The sequence below is a fragment of the Micromonospora sp. CA-244673 genome (assembly GCF_050948395.1).
In the GTDB taxonomy this organism is placed as follows: domain Bacteria; phylum Actinomycetota; class Actinomycetes; order Mycobacteriales; family Micromonosporaceae; genus Micromonospora.
Genome location: NZ_CP192019.1, coordinates 734,967 through 752,601, shown reverse-complemented (window position 1 = coordinate 752,601; position 17,635 = coordinate 734,967). Strand labels below are relative to the sequence as shown.

Below are 17,635 nucleotides of genomic sequence, written 5' to 3'. Positions count from 1 at the left end.
TCGCCTGTGGGCAACGCCGAGCGACCGACCCGGCGGGTCGGACCTCCGAGATTCCATCACGCCGCCCCGCAAAGAGAAAGCCCAGGTTGTCCCTCGCCGGAGGTGTGATGAGATGTTGATGCAATTTGATAGCAATCCGTCTGGCCGGAGTCACTTAAAGTAATGGAACACCCGCACCGCGTCGTCCTGCTCGCTGGCCCTTCCGGCTCCGGAAAGTCGTATATAGCCCAGCGAACCGGACTTCCTGTCCTCTGTCTCGACGACTTCTACAAGGACGGCGATGACCCTACGTTGCCGCGTCGAAACGGAGAGGTGGACTGGGAGTCCCCGCTGGCCTGGGATGCGGACACAGCGGTGGACACAATCGCCCGACTGGCCCGGGACGGCAAGGCCGAAGTGCCGGTTTATGCGATCGGCGCGGACCGCCGGGTGGCCACCCGGCCATTCGACGTCGACGGATCGCCACTTTTCGTCGCCGAAGGGATCTTCGCCGCCGAGATCGTCGCGGAGTGCCGCCGCCGGGGCCTGCTCGCCGGGGCGTACGCGCTGCGCCGCCCCCGCGGGGCCACCTTCGTCCGCCGGCTCGCCCGCGATCTGGCCGAACAGCGCAAGGCGCCCCGCGTGCTGATCCGGCGCGGGGTGGCGTTGCTGCGGGCGGAGCCGGCGGTGCTGCGCCGGCAGACCGGGCTGGGCGCCGAGGCGGCCCGGGCCGGGCAGGTGCTGCGGCGGGTGGCCGCCCTGCTCGCCGGCCACCCGCGGCAGCCGTGATCAGCCGATCAGCTTGGCGTACGCCGGCTTGATCACCTCGTCGATGATCTTCAGCCGCTCGTCGAACGGGATGAAGGCGCTCTTCATCGCGTTGATGGTGAACCACTGGAGTTCCTTCCAGCCGTAGCCGAAGGCGTCCACCAGCAGGGCCATCTCGCGGGACATCGAGGTGCCGCTCATCAGCCGGTTGTCGGTGTTGACCGTCACCCGGAAGCGCAGGTCGCGCAGCAGCCCGATCGGGTGGTCGGCGATCGACGCGGCGGCCCCGGTCTGCACGTTGGAGGAGGGGCACAGCTCCAGCGGGATCCGCTTGTCCCGCACGTACGCGGCGAGCCGGCCCAGCACCGGCGGGTTCCCGGGCGTGATGTCGTCGACGATCCGGACGCCGTGCCCGAGCCGGTCCGCGCCGCACCACTGGATCGCCTGCCAGATCGACGGCAGCCCGAACGCCTCTCCGGCGTGGATGGTGAAGTGGAAGTTCTCCCGCTGGAGGTACTCGAAGGCGTCCAGGTGCCGGGTGGGCGGGAATCCGGCCTCCGCCCCGGCGATGTCGAAGCCGACCACCCCGGTGTCCCGGTGCCGCACGGCCAGCTCGGCGATCTCCTGCGAGCGGGCCGCGTGCCGCATCGCGGTGAGCAGCGTCCCGACCCGGATCGGGGTGCCCGCCTCGGCGGCCAGGGCGCTGCCCTCCCGGAAACCGGTGACCACCGCGTCGACCACCTCGTCCAGGGTCAGGTTCTGCTCCAGGTGCTGCTCGGGGGCGAACCGGACCTCGGCGTAGACCACCCCGTCGGCGGCCAGGTCGAGCGCGCACTCGCGGGCCACCCGGCGCAGCGCGGGCCCGGTCTGCATGACCGCCACGGTGTGCGCGAAGGTCTCCAGGTAGCGCTCCAGCGAACCGGAGTTCGCCGCCTCGGCGAACCAGCGGCCCAGCGCCTCCGGGTCGCTGGTGGGCAGCTCGTGGCCGGCCTCGGCGGCCAGCTCGACGATCGTCGCGGGCCGCAGACCGCCGTCGAGGTGGTCGTGCAGCAGCGCCTTCGGGACCTTGACGATGTCCTCGTACGAGATTGCCATGCACCGACCCTAGTCACCGACCGTCGGAAAGCGGCACCGGACCGGGCCGGCTCAGGGCCGCCAGCCGTACACCCGCTCGACCGTGAGCCGGAGCACCAGCCGGCCGTCGGCCACCATGGCCGCCCGGTAGTCCGCCCAGTCCGGGTGCTCGCCCCGGATCCGCCGGTAGACCTCGACCAGTTCCTCGACCGTGGCGTCGTCGGCCGCCGCGGCCGGCGGGGTGATGTCCACCCGCCCCTCGGCCACCGCGTACGCCCCGCCGTCGGCGGTGCTGACGTGGAAGCTGGCCCGCGGATCGCGCCGCAGGTTGCGCACCTTCGCCCGATCGCCGGTCGTGGAGCAGCGGATCAGCCCCGGCTCGGCCAGGTAGTCGACGTTGGAGAGCTGCGGCCGGCCGTCCCGGCGCAGGGTCACCAGCGTCCCGCGTCCCCGCTCGCCGAACAGCTCCCAGAGCCGGGCGGTCACGCCGGCACCCGCAGCGGCGCGAGCGCGACGGCCAGCCGGGCCAGCTGGTCGAGCATCTGGTCCGCGGCCGCCTCCCGGCCCGGATCCGGTCGCAGCCCGCCGGCCTCGTCCAGCGACTGCCGCAGGAAGATCGCCACCGCCTCGTTGACCGGCACCATGTTCAACGTCGTCACCACCTGCTTGATCATCTGGACCGCCCGCAGGCCGCCGGAGGTCATGCCGTAGCTGACGAAGCCCACCGGCTTGTGCCGCCACTCGTGGTAGAGGTAGTCGATCGCGTTCTTCAGCGGCGCGCTGAAGCCGTAGTTGTACTCCGGCATCACCAGCACGAAGGCATCGGCGGCGGCGGTGGTCTCGCTCCACGACCGGGTGTGCTCGTGCAGGTAGACGCCCTCCGACGGGTGGTGCGGCTCGTCGTGGAACGGCAGCCCGACCTCGGCGAGGTCCACGAGGCGCACCTCGTCGAAGGCGCCGTGGCGGACGGCCGTCTCGGCGAACCAGTCGCCGAGGCGGCGGCCCACCCGGCCGGGTCGGGTGCTGGCGACGATCACGTTCAGGCGGGGCATGGCGAGGTCACTCCTGTCGGGGCGGGCCGGCCGGGGGCCGGCACGGCGAGTCGGGGGATGAGGAACTGGGCGAGCGGCCCGATGGCCAGGGCGTACAGCAGGGTGCCGGGACCGGCCGTGCCGCCGAGCAGCCAGCCGAGGGCCAGCACCACCAGCTCGATCAGGGTGCGGACGCGGCCGACGGGCAGGCCGCGCGCGGCGAGGCCGGTCATCAGGCCGTCACGGGGCCCGGGCCCGAGGCGGGCGCCGAGGTAGAGGCCGGTGGCCACCCCGTTGAGCAGCACGCCGAGGACCAGCAGGCCGATCCGGGCGGGAAGCGCGGACAGCGGCGGCAGCACCGCCAGGACCGCGTCGAGCGCCAGGCCGACCAGCGCCACGTTGGCGACTGTTCCCACGCCCGGCCGCTGGCGCAGCGGAAACCAGAGCAGCAGGACCAGCAGCGCCACGCCGTTGACGACCCACCCGAGCGGCAGGCCGGTCCGGTCGGCGAGGCCCTGGTGCAGCACGTCCCAGGAGGACAGGCCGAGATCCGCCCGGACCATCAGCGCCACGCTGGCGCCGAAGAGGAACAGGCCGGCCAGGAGCCGCACCAGCCGCGTGGGCAATGTGGTTGACATGTCATCCACCTTAGGGCGAGCTTGGTGACATGTCAACAAGTCGGTTAGGCTCGGCGCATGGACGCACCACGGTGGTTGGACGAGCGGGAAAACCGGGCCTGGCGCGGCTATCGCCGAATGCGCCGCCTGCTCGATCTGGAACTGGCCCGGGATCTGATGCAGGACGCCGGCCTCTCCGAGCCGGACTACGACGTCCTCTCCGACCTCTCCGAGACGCCCGACCAGCGGCTGCGGCTCAGCGAGTTGGCCGACCGGATGCTCTGGTCGCGCAGCCGGCTCTCCCACCACCTGGCCCGGATGCAGCAGCGCGGCCTGGTCACCCGGGAGGAGCACCCCTCGGACGGCCGCGGCTCCATCGTGGTGTTGACCCCGGCCGGCCGGGCCGCCATCGGGGCCGCCGCCCCGGGCCACGTCGCCGCGGTCCGCCGGCACCTCATCGACCTGCTGACCCCCGAGGAGATCGACGCGCTGGGTGCCCTGACCCAGCGGGTGGTCGACCGCCTGTCCGGCCGCCCGACCGCGGCGGAGGGCTGACGTGGACCAGCGCATCCTGGCCCGACTGCGCTGCCCGGTCTGCGGCGAGCCGCTGGCCGAGACCGCCGCCGGCACCGCCCGGGCGCTGCGCTGCCCGCGCCGGCACAGCTTCGACATCGCCCGGCAGGGGTACGTGAACCTGCTCGCCGGCCGCGCCCCGCACACCGGGGACAGCGCCGAGATGGTCGCCGCCCGCGCCGACTTCCTGGCCGCCGGCCACTACGCCACCGTGGCCGCCGCGCTCGCCGACACGGCCAAGCGGATCGTGTACGGCGCGGCGCGGGTCGTGGAGGGCGCGGAGGATGCCCCGCCCGCCGCGGACCCGGCCGGCAGCGACGGCGCCGACGAGGCGTACCCCCTGGTGGTGGACGCCGGAGCCGGCACCGGCTGGTACCTCGCGGCGGTGCTGGCGGCGCTGCCGGACGCGGTCGGCCTGGCCCTCGACGTCGCCAAGCCGGCGCTGCGCCGGGCGGCCCGGGCCCATCCGCGCGCGGCCGCGGCGCTGGCCGACACCTGGCAGCGGCTGCCCCTGGCCGACCGCTCCGCGACGGTGCTGCTGAACGTCTTCGCGCCGCGCAACGGCGCCGAGTTCCACCGGGTGCTCGACCCGGCGGGCGCGCTGCTGGTGGTCACCCCGACCGCGGACCACCTCGCCGAACTGGTCGACGCGCTCGACCTGCTCCGGGTGGACCCGGCCAAGGCCGACCGGGTCGCCGGCAGCCTGAGCGCCCACTTCGCCGAGGAGTCGGCCACCGAGCACCGGGCCCGGCTGGAGCTGAGCCGCGGCGAGGTGGCCACGCTGGTCGGGATGGGTCCGAGCGCCTGGCACGCCGACCCGGCCCGGCTCGCCGAGCGGATCGCCGCGCTGCCCGAGCCGGTGCCGGTCACCCTCGCCGTGCGGCTCGGCGTGCACCGGCCGCGCTGACGCTCAGGTGGACAGGTCGACCTCTTCCCAGCCCGGCGGCTCGTCGTGGTACGGCCCGCGCAGCACCACCGCCCACTCCAGCGCCCACCGGCGCTGGCCGATGGCGTTGGCGTCCACGAGCCCGGGCAGGGCCCGGCCGGCCTCCTCCACCTCCAGGTACGCCCAGTCCAGGCAGTAGTGCAGGTCGAGCAGGGCGGCCGCGTCGGCCGGGTGCTGCGGGGCGGCCAGGATCCGGGCCCGCCACTGGCCGAAGTTCTCCCCGGTGACCAGGTTCGGCATCCGCTCGACCAGCCGCTCGTCCACCGGCACCGTCGGGTCCAGCTCCTTGGCCAGCCCGAGCACCCAGGCCAGCGAGAAGAGCGCGTCGTGGTGCAGCACGAACGACCGGTGGTCGCCCTTGCCCCCCATCACGAACTGCCACTCCGGCGGGGTCACCATCTCGACCAGGTGCGACTCCAGCAGCCAGCTCATCGCCGCCTGCGCCGGCATCCCGAAGCAGCGGGCCAGGATCACGTGGAGCACCGCGATCCGCGCCTCGATCTCCGGAGTGGGGCGCAGCTCGATCTCGTCCCCCGGCTCCCACACCAACGGGAACTGTGGGGGCGGCAGCGGAAGGCCCAGCCGGGACAGCTCGTCGAGGCTCGCCTCACGAACGGCCCGGGGATCGGGGGCGGGTACGCGCACGGCTCAGGTCCCTGTCTGCTCGCAACGGCTCATCGCCGGTCGGTCCCCCCTTGGCCTGCGACAATAGCGGCTCGGTCGGCGCCGCACCATGACCGGGAAGGATCAGCCGATCCGCTCGATCACCAGCGGCGTCGCGGCGGGCGCGTCCGGTGCGATCCGGACCGCCCGCTCCGCCTCGGCCAGCGCCGCCGGGATCCGCTCGGCGTGCTCGGCGCGCAGCTCGTACAGGGGCTCGCCGACGCGCACCCGGTCGCCGGGGCGCTTGTGCAGCACCACGCCCGCCGGGATGCTCACCGGGTCCTCCTTGCGGGCCCGGCCGGCGCCGAGCCGCCAGGCGGCCACACCCATGGCGTACGCGTCGATCCCGGCGACGTAGCCGTCGTCGGTCGCGGTGACGACCTCGACCTCGCGGGCCGTGGGCATCGGGGCGTCCGGGTCGCCGCCCTGCGCCCGGATCATCGTGCGCCAGGAGTCCATGGCCCGGCCGTCGCGCAGCGCCGCCTCGGGGTCGGCGTCCGGCAGGCCGGCCGCGGCCAGCATCTCCCGGGCCAGCGCCAGGGTCAGCTCCACCACGTCGGCCGGGCCGCCGCCGGCCAGCACCTCGACCGACTCGGTCACCTCGACCGCGTTGCCGATGGCCAGGCCCAGCGGGGTGGACATGTCGGTGAGCAGGGCGACCGTGCGCACCCCGTGCGCCCCGCCCAGCTCCACCATGGTCCGGGCCAGCTCCCGGGCGTCGTCGACGTTCTTCATGAAGGCGCCGGAGCCCACCTTCACGTCGAGCACCAGGGCCCCGGTCCCCTCGGCGATCTTCTTGCTCATGATGGAGCTGGCGATCAGCGGGATGGCCTCGACGGTGCCGGTGACGTCGCGCAGCGCGTACAGCTTGCGGTCCGCCGGGGCCAGCCCGTCGCCGGCCGCGCAGATCACCGCGCCGACGTCGCGCAGCTGGGCGATGAACTCGTCGTTGCTCAGCGCGGCCCGCCAGCCGGGGATCGACTCCAGCTTGTCCAGGGTGCCGCCGGTGTGGCCGAGGCCCCGGCCGCTGAGCTGCGGCACAGCCGCGCCGCAGGCCGCGACCAGCGGGGTGAGCGGCAGGGTGATCTTGTCGCCGACGCCGCCGGTCGAGTGCTTGTCCACGGTCGGTCGGGCCACCGGCGACAGGTCCAGCCGCTCGCCGCTGGCGATCATCGCGGCGGTCCACCGGGCGATCTCCGGCGCGGTCATGCCGCGCAGCAGGATCGCCATGGCCAGCGCCGACATCTGCTCGTCGGCCACCAACCCCCGGGTGTACGCGTCGACCACCCAGTCGATCTGGCCGTCGCTCAGCACGCCCCCGTCCCGCTTGGCCCGGATGACGTCAACCGCCGTGAATGCACTCATCAGATGATCTTTCCTCGTCGTTCCAGAAGCGGTGCCGCGGCTCAGGCCGGGGACCAGCGGATCGGGATCTCCAGGGGCGGCTCGCCCTCGCCGGCCCAGAAGATGGTGCCCGACGCGTCCACCACGACGACGCGCGGCGTCCGGGCCAGCCCCCAGGTGATCGCCTCCGCCGGGTCGTCCCAGGTCGGGCCCTCCTCCAGCACGCCGGTCTCGGCGCCCTCGGTGTCCCCGGCCGACCGCTCCCAGTACGCCGTCCAGACCTGCTGCCCGGCGGAGAGGTCCGGGTGCACGAAGACCGTGCCCCGCCCCCGCCAGGCGGCCAGCCGCTCCGGGACCACCGGCACCGGCGTCTCGCCGGTCACCGCCTCCAGGTCCTCCACGCCGAACGCGTGCGGCAGCAGCTCGGCCATCCGCAGCGTGCCGCCCTTCGCCTCGATGAGGCACTCCGGGCCGCCGTTCTCCCACAGCAGCTGCCGGCACCGCCCGCACGGCATGAGCGGCTCGCCGGTGGCGTCGACGCAGGACAGCGCCACGATCCGGCCGCCGCCGGTGGCGTGCAGCGAGGAGACCACGCCGCACTCGGCGCAGAGGACCACGCCGTACGCGGCGTTCTCCACGTTGCAGCCGACCACCACCCGGCCGTCGTCGACCAGGGCGGCCGCCCCGACGGGAAACTTCGAGTAGGGCACGTACGCGTGCCGCATGACCTCGGTGGCGGCGGCCCGCAGCCGCTCCCAGTCGATCTCCATCACGACTCCCATTCTGCCCAATTCACGCTGATCGGTCGCGGTGGCGGCCGGAGACGACCGTGCCCGGCGGGTCCAACCCCGCCGGGCACGCTGCGTCGCGGGCGGTCAGCCCTTGATGTACGGCTTGCCGTCGGCGGCCGGCGCCCGGACCTTGCCGACCAGCCCGGCCACCGCCAGGATCGTCGCCAGGTAGGGCAGCATCGCGAGGAACTGGCTCGGGATGCTGCTGCCGATCGCGCCCAGGTAGGTGGCGAGCTGGTCGGCGAACCCGAAGAAGAGCGCGGCGAGCAGCGCGCCGGTCGGGCTCCACCGGCCGAAGATCAGCGCGGCCAGGGCGATGAAGCCCTTACCGCCGATCATGTTCTTGGTGAACGAGTAGAGCGCCAGCGTGTACGAGGCGCCACCGACACCGGCCACCAGCCCGGCCATGATCACGTTGCGGTAGCGCAGTCGCAGCACCTTCACGCCGACCGTGTCGGCGGCCGTCGGGTGCTCACCCACCGACCGGGTCCGCAGGCCCCACCGGGTACGGAACAGCGCGATGTGGATGACCAGCACCAGCAGCAGGCCGACGTAGAGGAAGATGTTGCCCCGGAACAGCGCCGGACCGATCAGCGGGATGTCCTTGAGCAGCGGGATCTCCCAGTTGCTGAACCGCGGCGCGCTGTTGTACTTCGTCGCGTCGGTCTGCATGAGCCGCTCGTAGAGGAAGCCGGTGACGCCGACCGCCAGCAGGTTGAGCACGATGCCCATGACCACCTGGTCGACCAGGTAGCGGATGGCGAAGACGGCCAGCAGCAGCGAGATCAGCGCGCCGCCGATCGCGGCGGCGACCAGGCCCACCCAGACGCTGCCGGAGATGCTGCCGAACAGCGCGCCGGAGAAGGCGCCCATCAGCAACTGGCCCTCGATCGCCACGTTCACCACGCCGGAGCGCTCGCAGAGCACGCCGGCCAGGGCGCCGAAGATCAGCGGCAGGGCCAGGATGAACGTGCCCCGTACGACGTTGACCAGCGGCATGAAGTTGCGGCCCTCGGGGGCGGCGGAGACCTGCCAGCACAGGAAGCTCAGCACGAAGGCGACCAGCCCGACGCCGAGCACCAGGGTGAACCAGCGCTTCGGCACCCCGGCGAGCAGGGCGGCCCCGGCCGCGGCGGCGATGATGCCGAAGAGGATCGCGCCGACCGTGCCGTTGATCTCCAGGGCGGCGCCGCCCTCGGTCTCGCTGAGCGTGAAGCGGGCCTGCTGGCCGGTGGCGAGCGCGCCGAACAGCACGGTGGCGAGCACGCCCAGCCCCAGCAGGACGGCTCCGGCCTTGCGGGCGCGCGTCCAGAAGCCCTCGTCGACCGCGGTCACGGCGACCTCGGGGACAGCGGTGGTGGACATGCTCACCAGCCCTTCGCGAGGCTCGTCTGCAGGCGGGCCGCGCGGGCCGCCCGGAGCTGGAAGATCGCCTTCACCATGGCCGGCGCGGCGATGAAGATGACGATGAGCGCCTGGAGCACGGTGACCAGCTCCAGCGAGATCCCGGAGTAGGACTGCATCCGGTTGCCGCCGGCCTGGAGCGCGCCGAACAGCAGCGCGGCCAGCAGTACGCCCCACGGCTTCACCCGGCCGAGCAGGGCGACCAGGATGCCGTCGAAGCCGATCTGCGCGATCACCAGCGGGGTCAGCGCGTTCGCGGTCGAGCCGAGCACCATGTTCGACCCGCCGAGCCCGGCCAGCAGACCCGAGATCACCATGACCAGCACGTACGTCTTGGTCACGCTGATGCCGGCGGTCCGGGCGGCGTCCGGGTTCTCGCCGACCGCGCGCAGCTCGAAGCCGAGCGTCGAGCGGTTCAGCAGCCAGGCGATGAACCAGGTGGCGAGCACCGCGACCAGGATGCCGGCGTGAACCCGCAGGTCGGCGCCGAGCAGCCGGGGCAGTTGGGCGGAGGACTCGACCGGCTTGCTGATCGCGTCCGACCGGTTCGGGTTCTGCACCCCGCTCTGGATGATGATCCAGGACAGGAAGTAGACCGCTACGTAGTTGAGCATGATCGTGTTGATCACCTCGTGGGCGCCGGTGCGCGCCTTGAGGATGCCCGGGATGAAGCCCCAGAGCGCGCCGCCGAGCGCGCCGGCGATCAGCGCGACGAGCAGGTGCACCCCGGGCGGCAGCGGCAGCGCGAAGCCGGCGAGGGCGGCCAGGATGACACCGACGGTGGCCTGGCCCTGGGCGCCGATGTTGAACAGGCCGCCGCGGAAGGCGAGCGCGACCGCCAAGCCGGTGAAGACCAGCGGCGCCGTGTAGGTGAGCGTCTCCGAGATCGGGCCCATCGCGGCGGTGAAGCCGACCGCGTCCGGGTCGAAGATCGCGCCCTTGAACAGGTTCGCGTACGCCTCGCTGACCACGGTCCAGCTGGCGTTGAACGCGTCCGCCGGCCGGGCCGTGATGTAGCCGTAGGTGGCCAGCACCTCCGGGTCGGAGACGATGATCAGCACCGCGCCGACCAGCATGGCGAGCAGCACCGCGAGCACGGTCACGGTGACCGTGTTGGCCGCCCAGAGGTTGTCCAGGAAGAGCCGGCCCAGCGTGGGGCGGGGCTCACCGGCCGAGGGCTGCTTCGTCGCGGTGGCGGGCACCGCCCGCTCGGTGTCGCCGGCGGGCGCGGGCGGCGTGGCCCGGGCCTCCTGCCGAGCCTCCTGCGCCTCGGTCGCCGGCTCCTTGTCGGGGGAGCCCGACACCGGGTCTGGGTTGGTCATGCCTCGTCCTCGTTGCCAGGGCCGTCAGCGGTCGGGGTGGCGGTGTCCGGCGTGATGCCGGCCATCAGCAGGCCGATCTCCTCGCGGGGGGTGTCCGGGCCGACCACGCCGATGATCCGGCCGCGGTACATCACCGCGATCCGGTCGGCCAGGCCGATCACCTCGTCCAGTTCGCTGGAGACCACCATGACGGCGGTGCCGATGTCCCGCTCGCGGATGACCCGGCTGTGGATGAACTCGATCGAGCCGACATCCACGCCCCGGGTGGGCTGGGCGGCGATGAAGAGCTTCAGCGGCCGGGACAGCTCCCGGGCCACGATCACCTTCTGCTGGTTGCCGCCGGAGAGGGTGCCGACCGCCGCGTCGGCCGAGGAGGTGCGGACGTCGAACTGCTCGATCCGCTCCTTCGCCGACCTGGCGATGGCGTCCGGCTTGAGCGAGAGGCCCTTGCCGAAGGGCGGCTGGTCGTAGATGTCCAGCACCAGGTTCTCCGCGACGGAGAACTCCTTGACCAGGCCGTCGACGCTGCGGTCCTCCGGGACGTAGCCGACGCCGGCGCGGAGCACCTTCTTGGTGGTCCAGCCGTGCACGGCCTGGCCGTCCAGGGTGATCGAGCCGGCGAGCACCGGGCGCAGCCCCATGATCGCCTCGATCAGTTCGGTCTGCCCGTTGCCCTGCACGCCCGCGATGCCGAGCACCTCACCGGCGTGCACGGTCAGGTCCACGCCGTCGACCGCGCGTACCTGCCGGTCGTCGTCGACGACAAGGCCGGCGACCTGGAGCATCGGCTTGCCCGGCTGGGCCGGCTTCTTGTCCACGGTCAGCCGGACGCTGCGGCCCACCATGAGCGCGGCCAGCTCGTCGCGGCTGGCGCTCGGCTCGGCGGTGCCGACCGTCTTCCCGCGCCGGATCACCGTGATCCGGTCGGCGATCGCCTTGACCTCGCCCAGCTTGTGGGTGATGAACACGATCGACTTGCCGGCCTCCTTGAGCGACCGCATGACCGTGAGCAGTTCCTCGGTCTCCTGCGGGGTCAGCACGGCGGTCGGCTCGTCGAGGATGAGCAGGTCGACGTCGCGGGTGAGGGCCTTGACGATCTCCACCCGCTGCTGGATGCCGACCGGCAGGTCCTCGATCACCGCGTCCGGGTCGACCCGGAGGTTGTACCGCTCGGAGACCTCGGCGACCTCGCGCCGGGCCCGCCGCCGGTCGAGGAAGCCGGTGAAGCTCCCCTTGGTCTGTTCCGCGCCGAGCATCACGTTCTCGGCCACGGTGAAGACCGGCACCAGCATGAAGTGCTGGTGCACCATGCCGATCCCGGCGGCGATCGCGTCGGACGGGCCCTTCAGCTTCAGCGGCTTGCCGTCGACCAGGATCTCGCCCTCGTCGGGCTGGTACAGCCCGTACAGCACGTTCATCAGGGTCGACTTGCCGGCGCCGTTCTCGCCGAGCAGGGCGTGGATCTCTCCAGGCTCCACCGTCAGGTCGATGTGGTCGTTGGCGACCAGATCACCGAACCGCTTGGTGATGCCGCGCAGTTCGAGTCTCAGCGCAACCTCCTGGAGTGCGAGCGATGGTGCAGCGTAGCGGCTGCCGCGCCGCCACCGCGCCGGGTGGGGTCAGAGGGGGATCAAGGTGACCGGCCGCCCCGGCGTCGCGCGGGCTGTTTCCCGCGTGCGCCGAGGCGGCCGGATCGTCAAACCTGGTGCCCGCCGGCCCCCGCTGCCGATGATCTCACCGCGGCGGCCGGCGGAGCGGTCACTTGGTCGGCTGGGCCTTCGAGGTGACCTTGATGGTGCCGGCGGCGATGTCCGCCTTGATCTTGTCGACCTCGGCCTTCAGGTCAGCGGGGACCTTGCTGTCGAAGTCGTGGTACGGGGCGATCGAGACGCCGTTGTTGGCCAGGGTGCCGACGAAGCCCGGCTGAGCCTGGAGCTTCTCGCCGGTGGCGGCCTTCAGCACGGCGTCCTTGACGGCGTCCGGGATGTTCTTGACGACCGTGGTGACGAGCGCCGGGCAGTTCGGGGTGCTCTCGCAGCCGTCGACGTCCACCCAGACGACCGAGTACTTGCCGCCCGAGGCCTGCGCCGCGGCGGTGGTGCCGAGGCCGGCGCCGCCGGCGACCGGCATGATGATGTCCGCGCCCTGGGCGACCAGCGCGTCGGAGACCTTCTTGCCCTCGTCCTGCTTGACGAAGTCGTTGGTGAAGGAGCCCTTCTGGGTGGCCTTGTCCCAGCCGATGACCTGGACGTTCTTGCTCTTGGCCTTGTTGTAGTACGCCACACCGTCGGCGAAGCCGTCCATGAAGATGGTGACCGGCGGGATCGGGAGGCCACCGTAGGTGCCGACCTTGCCGGACTTGCTCATCCCGGCGGCGAGGTAACCGGCCTGGAAGGCGGCCTGCGCGGTGTCGAACTGCATCGGGTAGACGTTGCCGACGCCCGGGTTCGCGTCCACGATGCCGAACTGCTGGTTCGGGTTCGCCGTGGCGGCCTTCTTGGTGGCGTCCTGCATCAGGCCACCGACGGCCAGGATGAAGTCGCACTTCTGGTTGACGAACCCGGTCAGGTTGACCTCGTAGTCCGCCTCGGCCTTCGACTGGACGTTCTTGATGTCGATGTTGTCGTTCTCCTTCTTCGCCTCCTGCAGGCCCTTCCAGGCCGAGGTGTTGAAGGACTTGTCATCGATGCCGCCCACGTCGGTCACCATGCAGGCGCTGAACTTCTTGCCGCCGTTGCCGCCGGCGTTCTTGTCGTCCTTGGGAGCCTCACCACATGCGGCGGCGCCCAGTACGAGGCCACCCGCCACGATGGCGGAGGCGATCCGCATCCCACGCACAGAGCGCAAGACGTCTCCTTCCCATTGCACACCGCGTCGTGCGCGGTGGCAGCCCTTGCGCCGGCCTGCGGTGTGCCGCCGGCGTCCCACGTTACGGACGGGAGCGTACGCCCGCGCCCACCCACCGGCCGACAATCGTGCACGACTGTTGAACGGTCGTTACCCCTACGTAACCGATGCGTGGGGCACATCACCTTTCGTGCCGACGGCCCTCCGGAGAGGTGTCGCGAACGTCCGTTTTCCGTGGTCTTCCCGCTGTGCCGGAGGGCTAACGCCAGAAGACCGCCACCGCCGCGTTGACCAGCGTCAACCCGACGATCGCAAGGAAGTGCCCGCGGTTCACGGACTCCCGCTTACGGGAGAAGAAGACCATGACAAAGATCAGCAGCGCGAGCACCAACTTGGTAACAAGTTTGGCGGGCGCCGGCTCGTCACCGTCACGCAGCGGGGCGGCGAGACCGATTCCGGTCAGCAGCCCGATCACCGAGCCCCAGAGCATGGCCGCGTTGATGCGCAACCGGCCGCTGACGTACTGGGCGATCGAGCCGCCCAGCAGCAACGCGAACCCGATCAGATGGACGTAGAGAAGGATCAGTCGGAGAGCTTCCACGCCAGACATCCTCCCCCATCAACGACGACTTGTAGTAGCCGGCCCGCCGAGGTGCCGTCATACCGTGACCTCGGCGGGCCGCCGCTCCGGTGCCGGGCCGCCCGCGCCGACCCGCGCGGGACGGCGGCCGACGAGGACCAGGGCGAGGCCGACCAGGGCGTAGCCGGCCAGCACGGCCACCGGCCGGCCGGCGCCCGCCCCGTCAAAGAACGCGGCCGAGCGCAGCAACGTGGCGCCCGCTCCGACCGGCAGGTACTGCCCGATCGCGCCCCAGGGCTGCGGCAGCAGCTCGGGCGCGGCGCCCACCGCGGAGAGCGGGTTGCCGACCAGGAAGACGAGCAGCGCGCCGAGCCCGATCCCGGGAGCGCCGAGCAGCGCGCCGAGGCCCGCCACGGTGCCCGCCGCGGCCAGGGCGAACAGTCCGATGGCGCCCGCCTCCCGCCACAGGTCGCCGTCGAGGACGCCGAGCCAGCCGTGCAGCACCGCGGCGCCCACGAGGCCGGCCAGGACCGCGAAGCCGAGCAGGCCGGCCAGCCGCGCCGCCCGCCGGGCGACCAGCACGGTGAGCAGCGCCCCGGCCAGCATGCCGGTCAGCGCCAGCGGCAGGAACCCGGCGGCGAAGCCGGCCCCGCGGGGGTCGTCCGGGTCGGCCGGCACGACCTGCACCACCGGCACGGGGCGGCCGGCGGAGAGCTGCGCGGCGGCCTCGGTGAGCAGTGCGGCCACGGTCGGGCTCGCGGCTGGGGCGGTGTGCAGGGCGACGCCGTCCGGGCCGACCACGAAGGCGGCGTACGCCTCCCGGTCGCGCAGGGCCCGGTCGGCGGCCGCCGCGTCCGGCAGCGTGGCGACGGCGAAGCCACCCGGGCGGGCCGCGGCGAGCCGGGCGGCCAGTTCGGCGGCCGCGGGCGCCGGCCCGGCGACCGCGATCGGCAGGTCACGCGGCGCCAGGTGGGCGGCCGGCGCCGCGAAGAGGGGTACGAGCAGCGCCTGCACCACCACCGCCAGGCTGGCGAGCAGCGCGGCGAGCAGCCACGGCGAGCGAATCCGGGTCGGGTGAGCGGACATTCCCGCCTCCTTAAAACGAACGTTCGTTCTCTTGACCTGAGAGTGCGCCGCCGGACGGCCCGCCGTCAAGAACGAACGTTCGCTTTACACTGTGGGTCGTGCCACGCGTATCGGACGAACACCTCGCGGCCCGCCGCCAGCAGATCCTCGACGCGGCCCGGCGCTGCTTCCGGCGCGACGGCTTCCACAACACCTCGATGCAGGACGTGATCAGGGAGGCCGGGCTCTCGGTCGGCGCGGTCTACCGCTACTTCCCGAGCAAGAACGACCTGATCACCGCGATCGCCCAGTCGGTGATCGGCGGCGCCGAGGGGCTCTTCGCCGAACTGGCCGAGGCCGACCCGCCGCTGCCGCTGGTCGACGCGCTGCACCGGGCCCTCACCTACGTCGACGGGCAGTCCGAGCCCGACGGCGTGCTGCCGCTGGCCATCCAGGTGTGGGGCGAGGCGCAGCGGGACCCGGCGCTCGCCGAGTTCGTCGGCCGGACGTACGCGAGTTTCCGCACCCACTTCACCACCCTGGCCCGGCGCGCCCAGGCGGCCGGCGAGCTGCCCGCGGACGCCGACCCCGAGGCGGTCGGCGCGGCCCTGTTCGGCCTGGTCCCCGGCTACATCCTGCAGCGCATCCTGACCGGCTCCCCGGACCGGCACACCTATCTGGCCGGAGTCCGCGCCCTCCTCGCCGCCAACCGCGGTTAGGAGGGGCCCCCTTCGCCAGGAAGGCCCCTCCTCCGGCTTCAGGCGAGGCGCCAGACCTGGAAGGTGGGGCCGTCGGCGGGGAGGGTGACCGCGCCGTCAGCGTCCGGGCGCAGCGCCGGGGCGCCGCCGTACACGTTCTCGCCGGGCGGCAGGCCGGTCAGCCGGACCGGGGTGCCGGCCGCCCGGCGGGCCAGCACGAGCACCGTGCCGGCCGGCGCCTCGCGGAGGAAGACCAGCATGTCCGCGTCGGCGTGCACCCAGCGCAGGCCGCCGTGCCGCAGCGCCGGCTCGTCGCGGCGCAGCGCCAGCAGCGACCGGTACGCGTCGAAGGTCCGCCGGTCCCAGCTCTCCGGCCGGTGCCACGGCATCGGGGTACGCGACCCCTCCCCGTTGGCGCCGGTCAGGCCCAGCTCGTCGCCCGCGAAGACCACCGGGGTGCCGGGCATGGTGGCGAGCAGGCCGGCGGCCACCTCCTGCCGGGCCGCGTCGCCGACCACGGTGCGGATCCGGGCCGAGTCGTGCGAGCCGAGCAGCTGCCACGAGTGCGTGTACGACCGCCACGAGATCAGCGACCGGTAGGCGTTCATGGTGGCCAGCACCGCTCCCGCGTCCCGCCGCCGCACCCCGCCCGGGGTGCCGAGGAAGTTCGGCAGCGTGCCGTCGCCCCGCCGCAGCCAGGACCAGACCGGGTCGGTGAAGCCGACGTAGTTCATGGTGCCGTGCCAGCCGTCCCGGTCCAGGTCACCGGTGTGGTCGTGGCCGTGCTCGGCGAGCAGCAGAGCGTCGGCCCGGGTGTCGGCCACCACCTCGCGCAGCAGCCGGGCCACCTCGTGGGTGTACGCGTCCGCGCCCCGCCGGCCGGTCATGTTCGCCACGTCCACCCGCCAGCCGTCCAGCGCGTACGGCGGGCGCAGCCAGCGGCGCAGCAGGGAGTCCTCGGCGGTGGCGAAGCGGCGGCGCAGCTCGGCGCTGCCCCAGTTGAGCTTCGGCAGCGACTTGACCCCGTTCCACGACTCGTAGTCCGACCCCGCCAGGTCGAAGTAGTACAGCTCCCGCTCGGGCGCGTGCACGTCGGAGACGGCGGCCGTGAACCAGTGGTGGGCGTCGCCGGTGTGGTTGCTGGTGATGTCGCCGAGCAGCCGCCAGCCCCGGGCGTGCACCGCGTCGGCCAGCCGGGCCAGGGCGGCGTCCCCGCCGAGCAGCGGGTCGACGGTGTCGAAGCTGGCCGCGTCGTACCGGTGGTTGGAGCGGGCAGGGAAGATCGGCGTGAGGTAGACGGTGTTCACCCCGAGCCGGTCCAGGTGGTCGAGGCGCTCGGTGATCCCGTCGAGGTCGCCGCCGTAGAACTGGCGGGGCGTCTCGGGACCGCGCCCGATCACCGGGGTGTCCCAGTCGCACGGGATCGCCCAGTCCGGCGCCGTGCGGCCGGCCGCGGCGGCCGAGCGGGCGAACCGGTCCGGGAAGATCTGGTAGATCACCGCGTCCCGGGCCCAGGCCGGCGGCGGCGCGTAGCTGACCAGCTTGAAGTCGCCGCTGTCCGGCACGTCGTGGTCGACGGAACCGGCCGCGTTCAGCCAGCGGGCGCCCGCCGGGCCGTCGAGCAGGAACCGGTAGTTGCTGACCGGGTTGCGCACCTCGACGTCGGCCCGCCACCACACGTCACCACCCTCGGTGCGGTCGACCACCGCCTCGGCGAAGCGCGGCTCGCCGTCGCCGGTGGTCCGGACGTGCACCTGGCGGACGTCGGCGCCGGCCGGCACCCGGACGAAGACCGGGACGGTCTGCCCGAGGGCGGGCTCCTGCTCGGGGACGTAGGTGGCGGATCCGTCGTGGTGCGGCTGGAGAGAAGACATGGGCATGCCCTTCGCGTCGGTGCGGACGGGGAGTGGGCGGGCACCCGCCGCGGCCGGTC

Annotated in this window: 18 protein-coding genes; 4 read left to right on the top strand and 14 right to left on the bottom strand. The window is 72.9% G+C overall.

What is annotated here, in order from left to right; translation table 11 throughout:
• Positions 1–354 precede the first annotated feature (354 nt).
• Positions 355–768, top strand: coding sequence for a hypothetical protein (locus ACQP12_RS03815; protein ID WP_357940841.1), 414 nt, complete (start codon positions 355–357; stop codon positions 766–768).
• Here ACQP12_RS03815 and ACQP12_RS03810 read toward each other — a convergent pair whose 3' ends face one another.
• The 4 genes from ACQP12_RS03810 to ACQP12_RS03795 are packed head-to-tail and all read right to left on the bottom strand — an operon-like array spanning position 769 to position 3,490.
• Complete coding sequence (locus ACQP12_RS03810) at positions 769–1,842, bottom strand: adenosine deaminase (RefSeq protein WP_393020048.1); 1,074 nt, start codon at positions 1,840–1,842, stop codon at positions 769–771.
• A gap of 51 nt (positions 1,843–1,893) precedes the next feature.
• Entirely contained in the window at positions 1,894–2,307 is a 414-nt protein-coding gene (locus ACQP12_RS03805) for a PPOX class F420-dependent oxidoreductase (RefSeq protein WP_357940837.1), read from the bottom strand.
• Complete coding sequence (locus ACQP12_RS03800) at positions 2,304–2,873, bottom strand: NADPH-dependent FMN reductase (protein WP_433285041.1); 570 nt, start codon at positions 2,871–2,873, stop codon at positions 2,304–2,306. Before ACQP12_RS03800 ends, ACQP12_RS03805 begins: the two co-directional genes overlap by 4 nt.
• Positions 2,861–3,490, bottom strand: a complete 630-nt coding sequence (locus ACQP12_RS03795; protein ID WP_433285039.1) for a YczE/YyaS/YitT family protein — start codon at positions 3,488–3,490, stop codon at positions 2,861–2,863. The genes ACQP12_RS03800 and ACQP12_RS03795 overlap by 13 nt, the downstream gene beginning before the upstream one ends.
• A 57-nt stretch (positions 3,491–3,547) precedes the next feature.
• On the opposite strand from ACQP12_RS03795, the gene ACQP12_RS03790 reads away from it, so the two are divergent.
• Together ACQP12_RS03790 and ACQP12_RS03785 are read left to right on the top strand one after the other, a co-directional pair.
• On the top strand, positions 3,548–4,024 hold the full coding sequence (locus ACQP12_RS03790) for a MarR family winged helix-turn-helix transcriptional regulator (protein ID WP_357940831.1): 477 nt from the start codon (positions 3,548–3,550) through the stop codon (positions 4,022–4,024).
• Between the two features lies 1 nt (position 4,025).
• Entirely contained in the window at positions 4,026–4,949 is a 924-nt protein-coding gene (locus tag ACQP12_RS03785) for a putative RNA methyltransferase (RefSeq protein ID WP_433285036.1), read from the top strand.
• 3 nt (positions 4,950–4,952) lie between these two features.
• Here the strand turns inward: ACQP12_RS03785 and ACQP12_RS03780 are convergent, their stop codons facing one another.
• The 9 genes from ACQP12_RS03780 to ACQP12_RS03740 all read right to left on the bottom strand — a co-directional run bounded on the left by ACQP12_RS03780 (position 4,953) and on the right by ACQP12_RS03740 (position 15,025).
• Positions 4,953–5,633, bottom strand: a complete 681-nt coding sequence (locus ACQP12_RS03780; protein WP_355053754.1) for a DUF4272 domain-containing protein — start codon at positions 5,631–5,633, stop codon at positions 4,953–4,955.
• A gap of 102 nt (positions 5,634–5,735) precedes the next feature.
• The gene (locus ACQP12_RS03775; protein ID WP_357940827.1) at positions 5,736–7,016 is read right to left on the bottom strand and encodes a thymidine phosphorylase; all 1,281 of its coding nucleotides are present in this window, start codon (positions 7,014–7,016) and stop codon (positions 5,736–5,738) included.
• Between the two features lie 41 nt (positions 7,017–7,057).
• Positions 7,058–7,765, bottom strand: coding sequence for a cytidine deaminase (locus ACQP12_RS03770; RefSeq protein ID WP_355054178.1), 708 nt, complete (start codon positions 7,763–7,765; stop codon positions 7,058–7,060).
• Positions 7,766–7,870: 105 nt separating this feature from the next.
• Positions 7,871–9,151: an ABC transporter permease gene (locus ACQP12_RS03765; protein WP_357940825.1), complete on the bottom strand. Its 1,281-nt coding sequence runs from the start codon at positions 9,149–9,151 to the stop codon at positions 7,871–7,873.
• A 2-nt stretch (positions 9,152–9,153) separates the two neighbouring features.
• Positions 9,154–10,512: an ABC transporter permease gene (locus tag ACQP12_RS03760; RefSeq protein WP_433285033.1), complete on the bottom strand. Its 1,359-nt coding sequence runs from the start codon at positions 10,510–10,512 to the stop codon at positions 9,154–9,156.
• Positions 10,509–11,990 carry an ABC transporter ATP-binding protein gene (locus tag ACQP12_RS03755; RefSeq protein WP_433285031.1) on the bottom strand — a complete coding sequence of 494 codons (1,482 nt, stop codon included), beginning with the start codon at positions 11,988–11,990 and terminating at the stop codon, positions 10,509–10,511. Before ACQP12_RS03755 ends, ACQP12_RS03760 begins: the two co-directional genes overlap by 4 nt.
• Positions 11,991–12,270: 280 nt before the next feature.
• Positions 12,271–13,341 (bottom strand): BMP family lipoprotein, encoded by a 1,071-nt coding sequence (locus tag ACQP12_RS03750; RefSeq protein WP_357941067.1) that lies wholly within the window; start codon positions 13,339–13,341, stop codon positions 12,271–12,273.
• A 277-nt stretch (positions 13,342–13,618) separates the two neighbouring features.
• The gene (locus ACQP12_RS03745) at positions 13,619–13,960 is read right to left on the bottom strand and encodes a hypothetical protein (protein ID WP_357940821.1); all 342 of its coding nucleotides are present in this window, start codon (positions 13,958–13,960) and stop codon (positions 13,619–13,621) included.
• Positions 13,961–14,017: 57 nt separating this feature from the next.
• A complete protein-coding gene (locus tag ACQP12_RS03740; protein ID WP_433285029.1) occupies positions 14,018–15,025 on the bottom strand; it encodes a hypothetical protein in 1,008 nt (335 codons plus the stop codon).
• 98 nt (positions 15,026–15,123) lie between these two features.
• Between ACQP12_RS03740 and ACQP12_RS03735 the strand changes: the two genes are divergently transcribed.
• Entirely contained in the window at positions 15,124–15,723 is a 600-nt protein-coding gene (locus ACQP12_RS03735; RefSeq protein ID WP_433285027.1) for a TetR/AcrR family transcriptional regulator, read from the top strand.
• 38 nt (positions 15,724–15,761) lie between these two features.
• Here the strand turns inward: ACQP12_RS03735 and ACQP12_RS03730 are convergent, their stop codons facing one another.
• Positions 15,762–17,576, bottom strand: a complete 1,815-nt coding sequence (locus ACQP12_RS03730; protein WP_433285025.1) for a glycoside hydrolase family 13 protein — start codon at positions 17,574–17,576, stop codon at positions 15,762–15,764.
• Positions 17,577–17,635 lie beyond the last annotated feature (59 nt).

Coding starts and splice junctions, on each gene's coding strand:
- ACQP12_RS03810 (WP_393020048.1), bottom strand. CDS start 1,842: ATGGCAATCTCGTACGAGGACATCGTCAAGGTCCCGAAGGCGCTGCTG.
- ACQP12_RS03800 (WP_433285041.1), bottom strand. CDS start 2,873: ATGCCCCGCCTGAACGTGATCGTCGCCAGCACCCGACCCGGCCGGGTG.
- ACQP12_RS03795 (WP_433285039.1), bottom strand. CDS start 3,490: ATGTCAACCACATTGCCCACGCGGCTGGTGCGGCTCCTGGCCGGCCTG.
- ACQP12_RS03790 (WP_357940831.1), top strand. CDS start 3,548: ATGGACGCACCACGGTGGTTGGACGAGCGGGAAAACCGGGCCTGGCGC.
- ACQP12_RS03775 (WP_357940827.1), bottom strand. CDS start 7,016: ATGAGTGCATTCACGGCGGTTGACGTCATCCGGGCCAAGCGGGACGGG.
- ACQP12_RS03770 (WP_355054178.1), bottom strand. CDS start 7,765: ATGGAGATCGACTGGGAGCGGCTGCGGGCCGCCGCCACCGAGGTCATG.
- ACQP12_RS03765 (WP_357940825.1), bottom strand. CDS start 9,151: ATGTCCACCACCGCTGTCCCCGAGGTCGCCGTGACCGCGGTCGACGAG.
- ACQP12_RS03760 (WP_433285033.1), bottom strand. CDS start 10,512: ATGACCAACCCAGACCCGGTGTCGGGCTCCCCCGACAAGGAGCCGGCG.
- ACQP12_RS03750 (WP_357941067.1), bottom strand. CDS start 13,341: ATGCGGATCGCCTCCGCCATCGTGGCGGGTGGCCTCGTACTGGGCGCC.
- ACQP12_RS03740 (WP_433285029.1), bottom strand. CDS start 15,025: ATGTCCGCTCACCCGACCCGGATTCGCTCGCCGTGGCTGCTCGCCGCG.
- ACQP12_RS03730 (WP_433285025.1), bottom strand. CDS start 17,576: ATGTCTTCTCTCCAGCCGCACCACGACGGATCCGCCACCTACGTCCCC.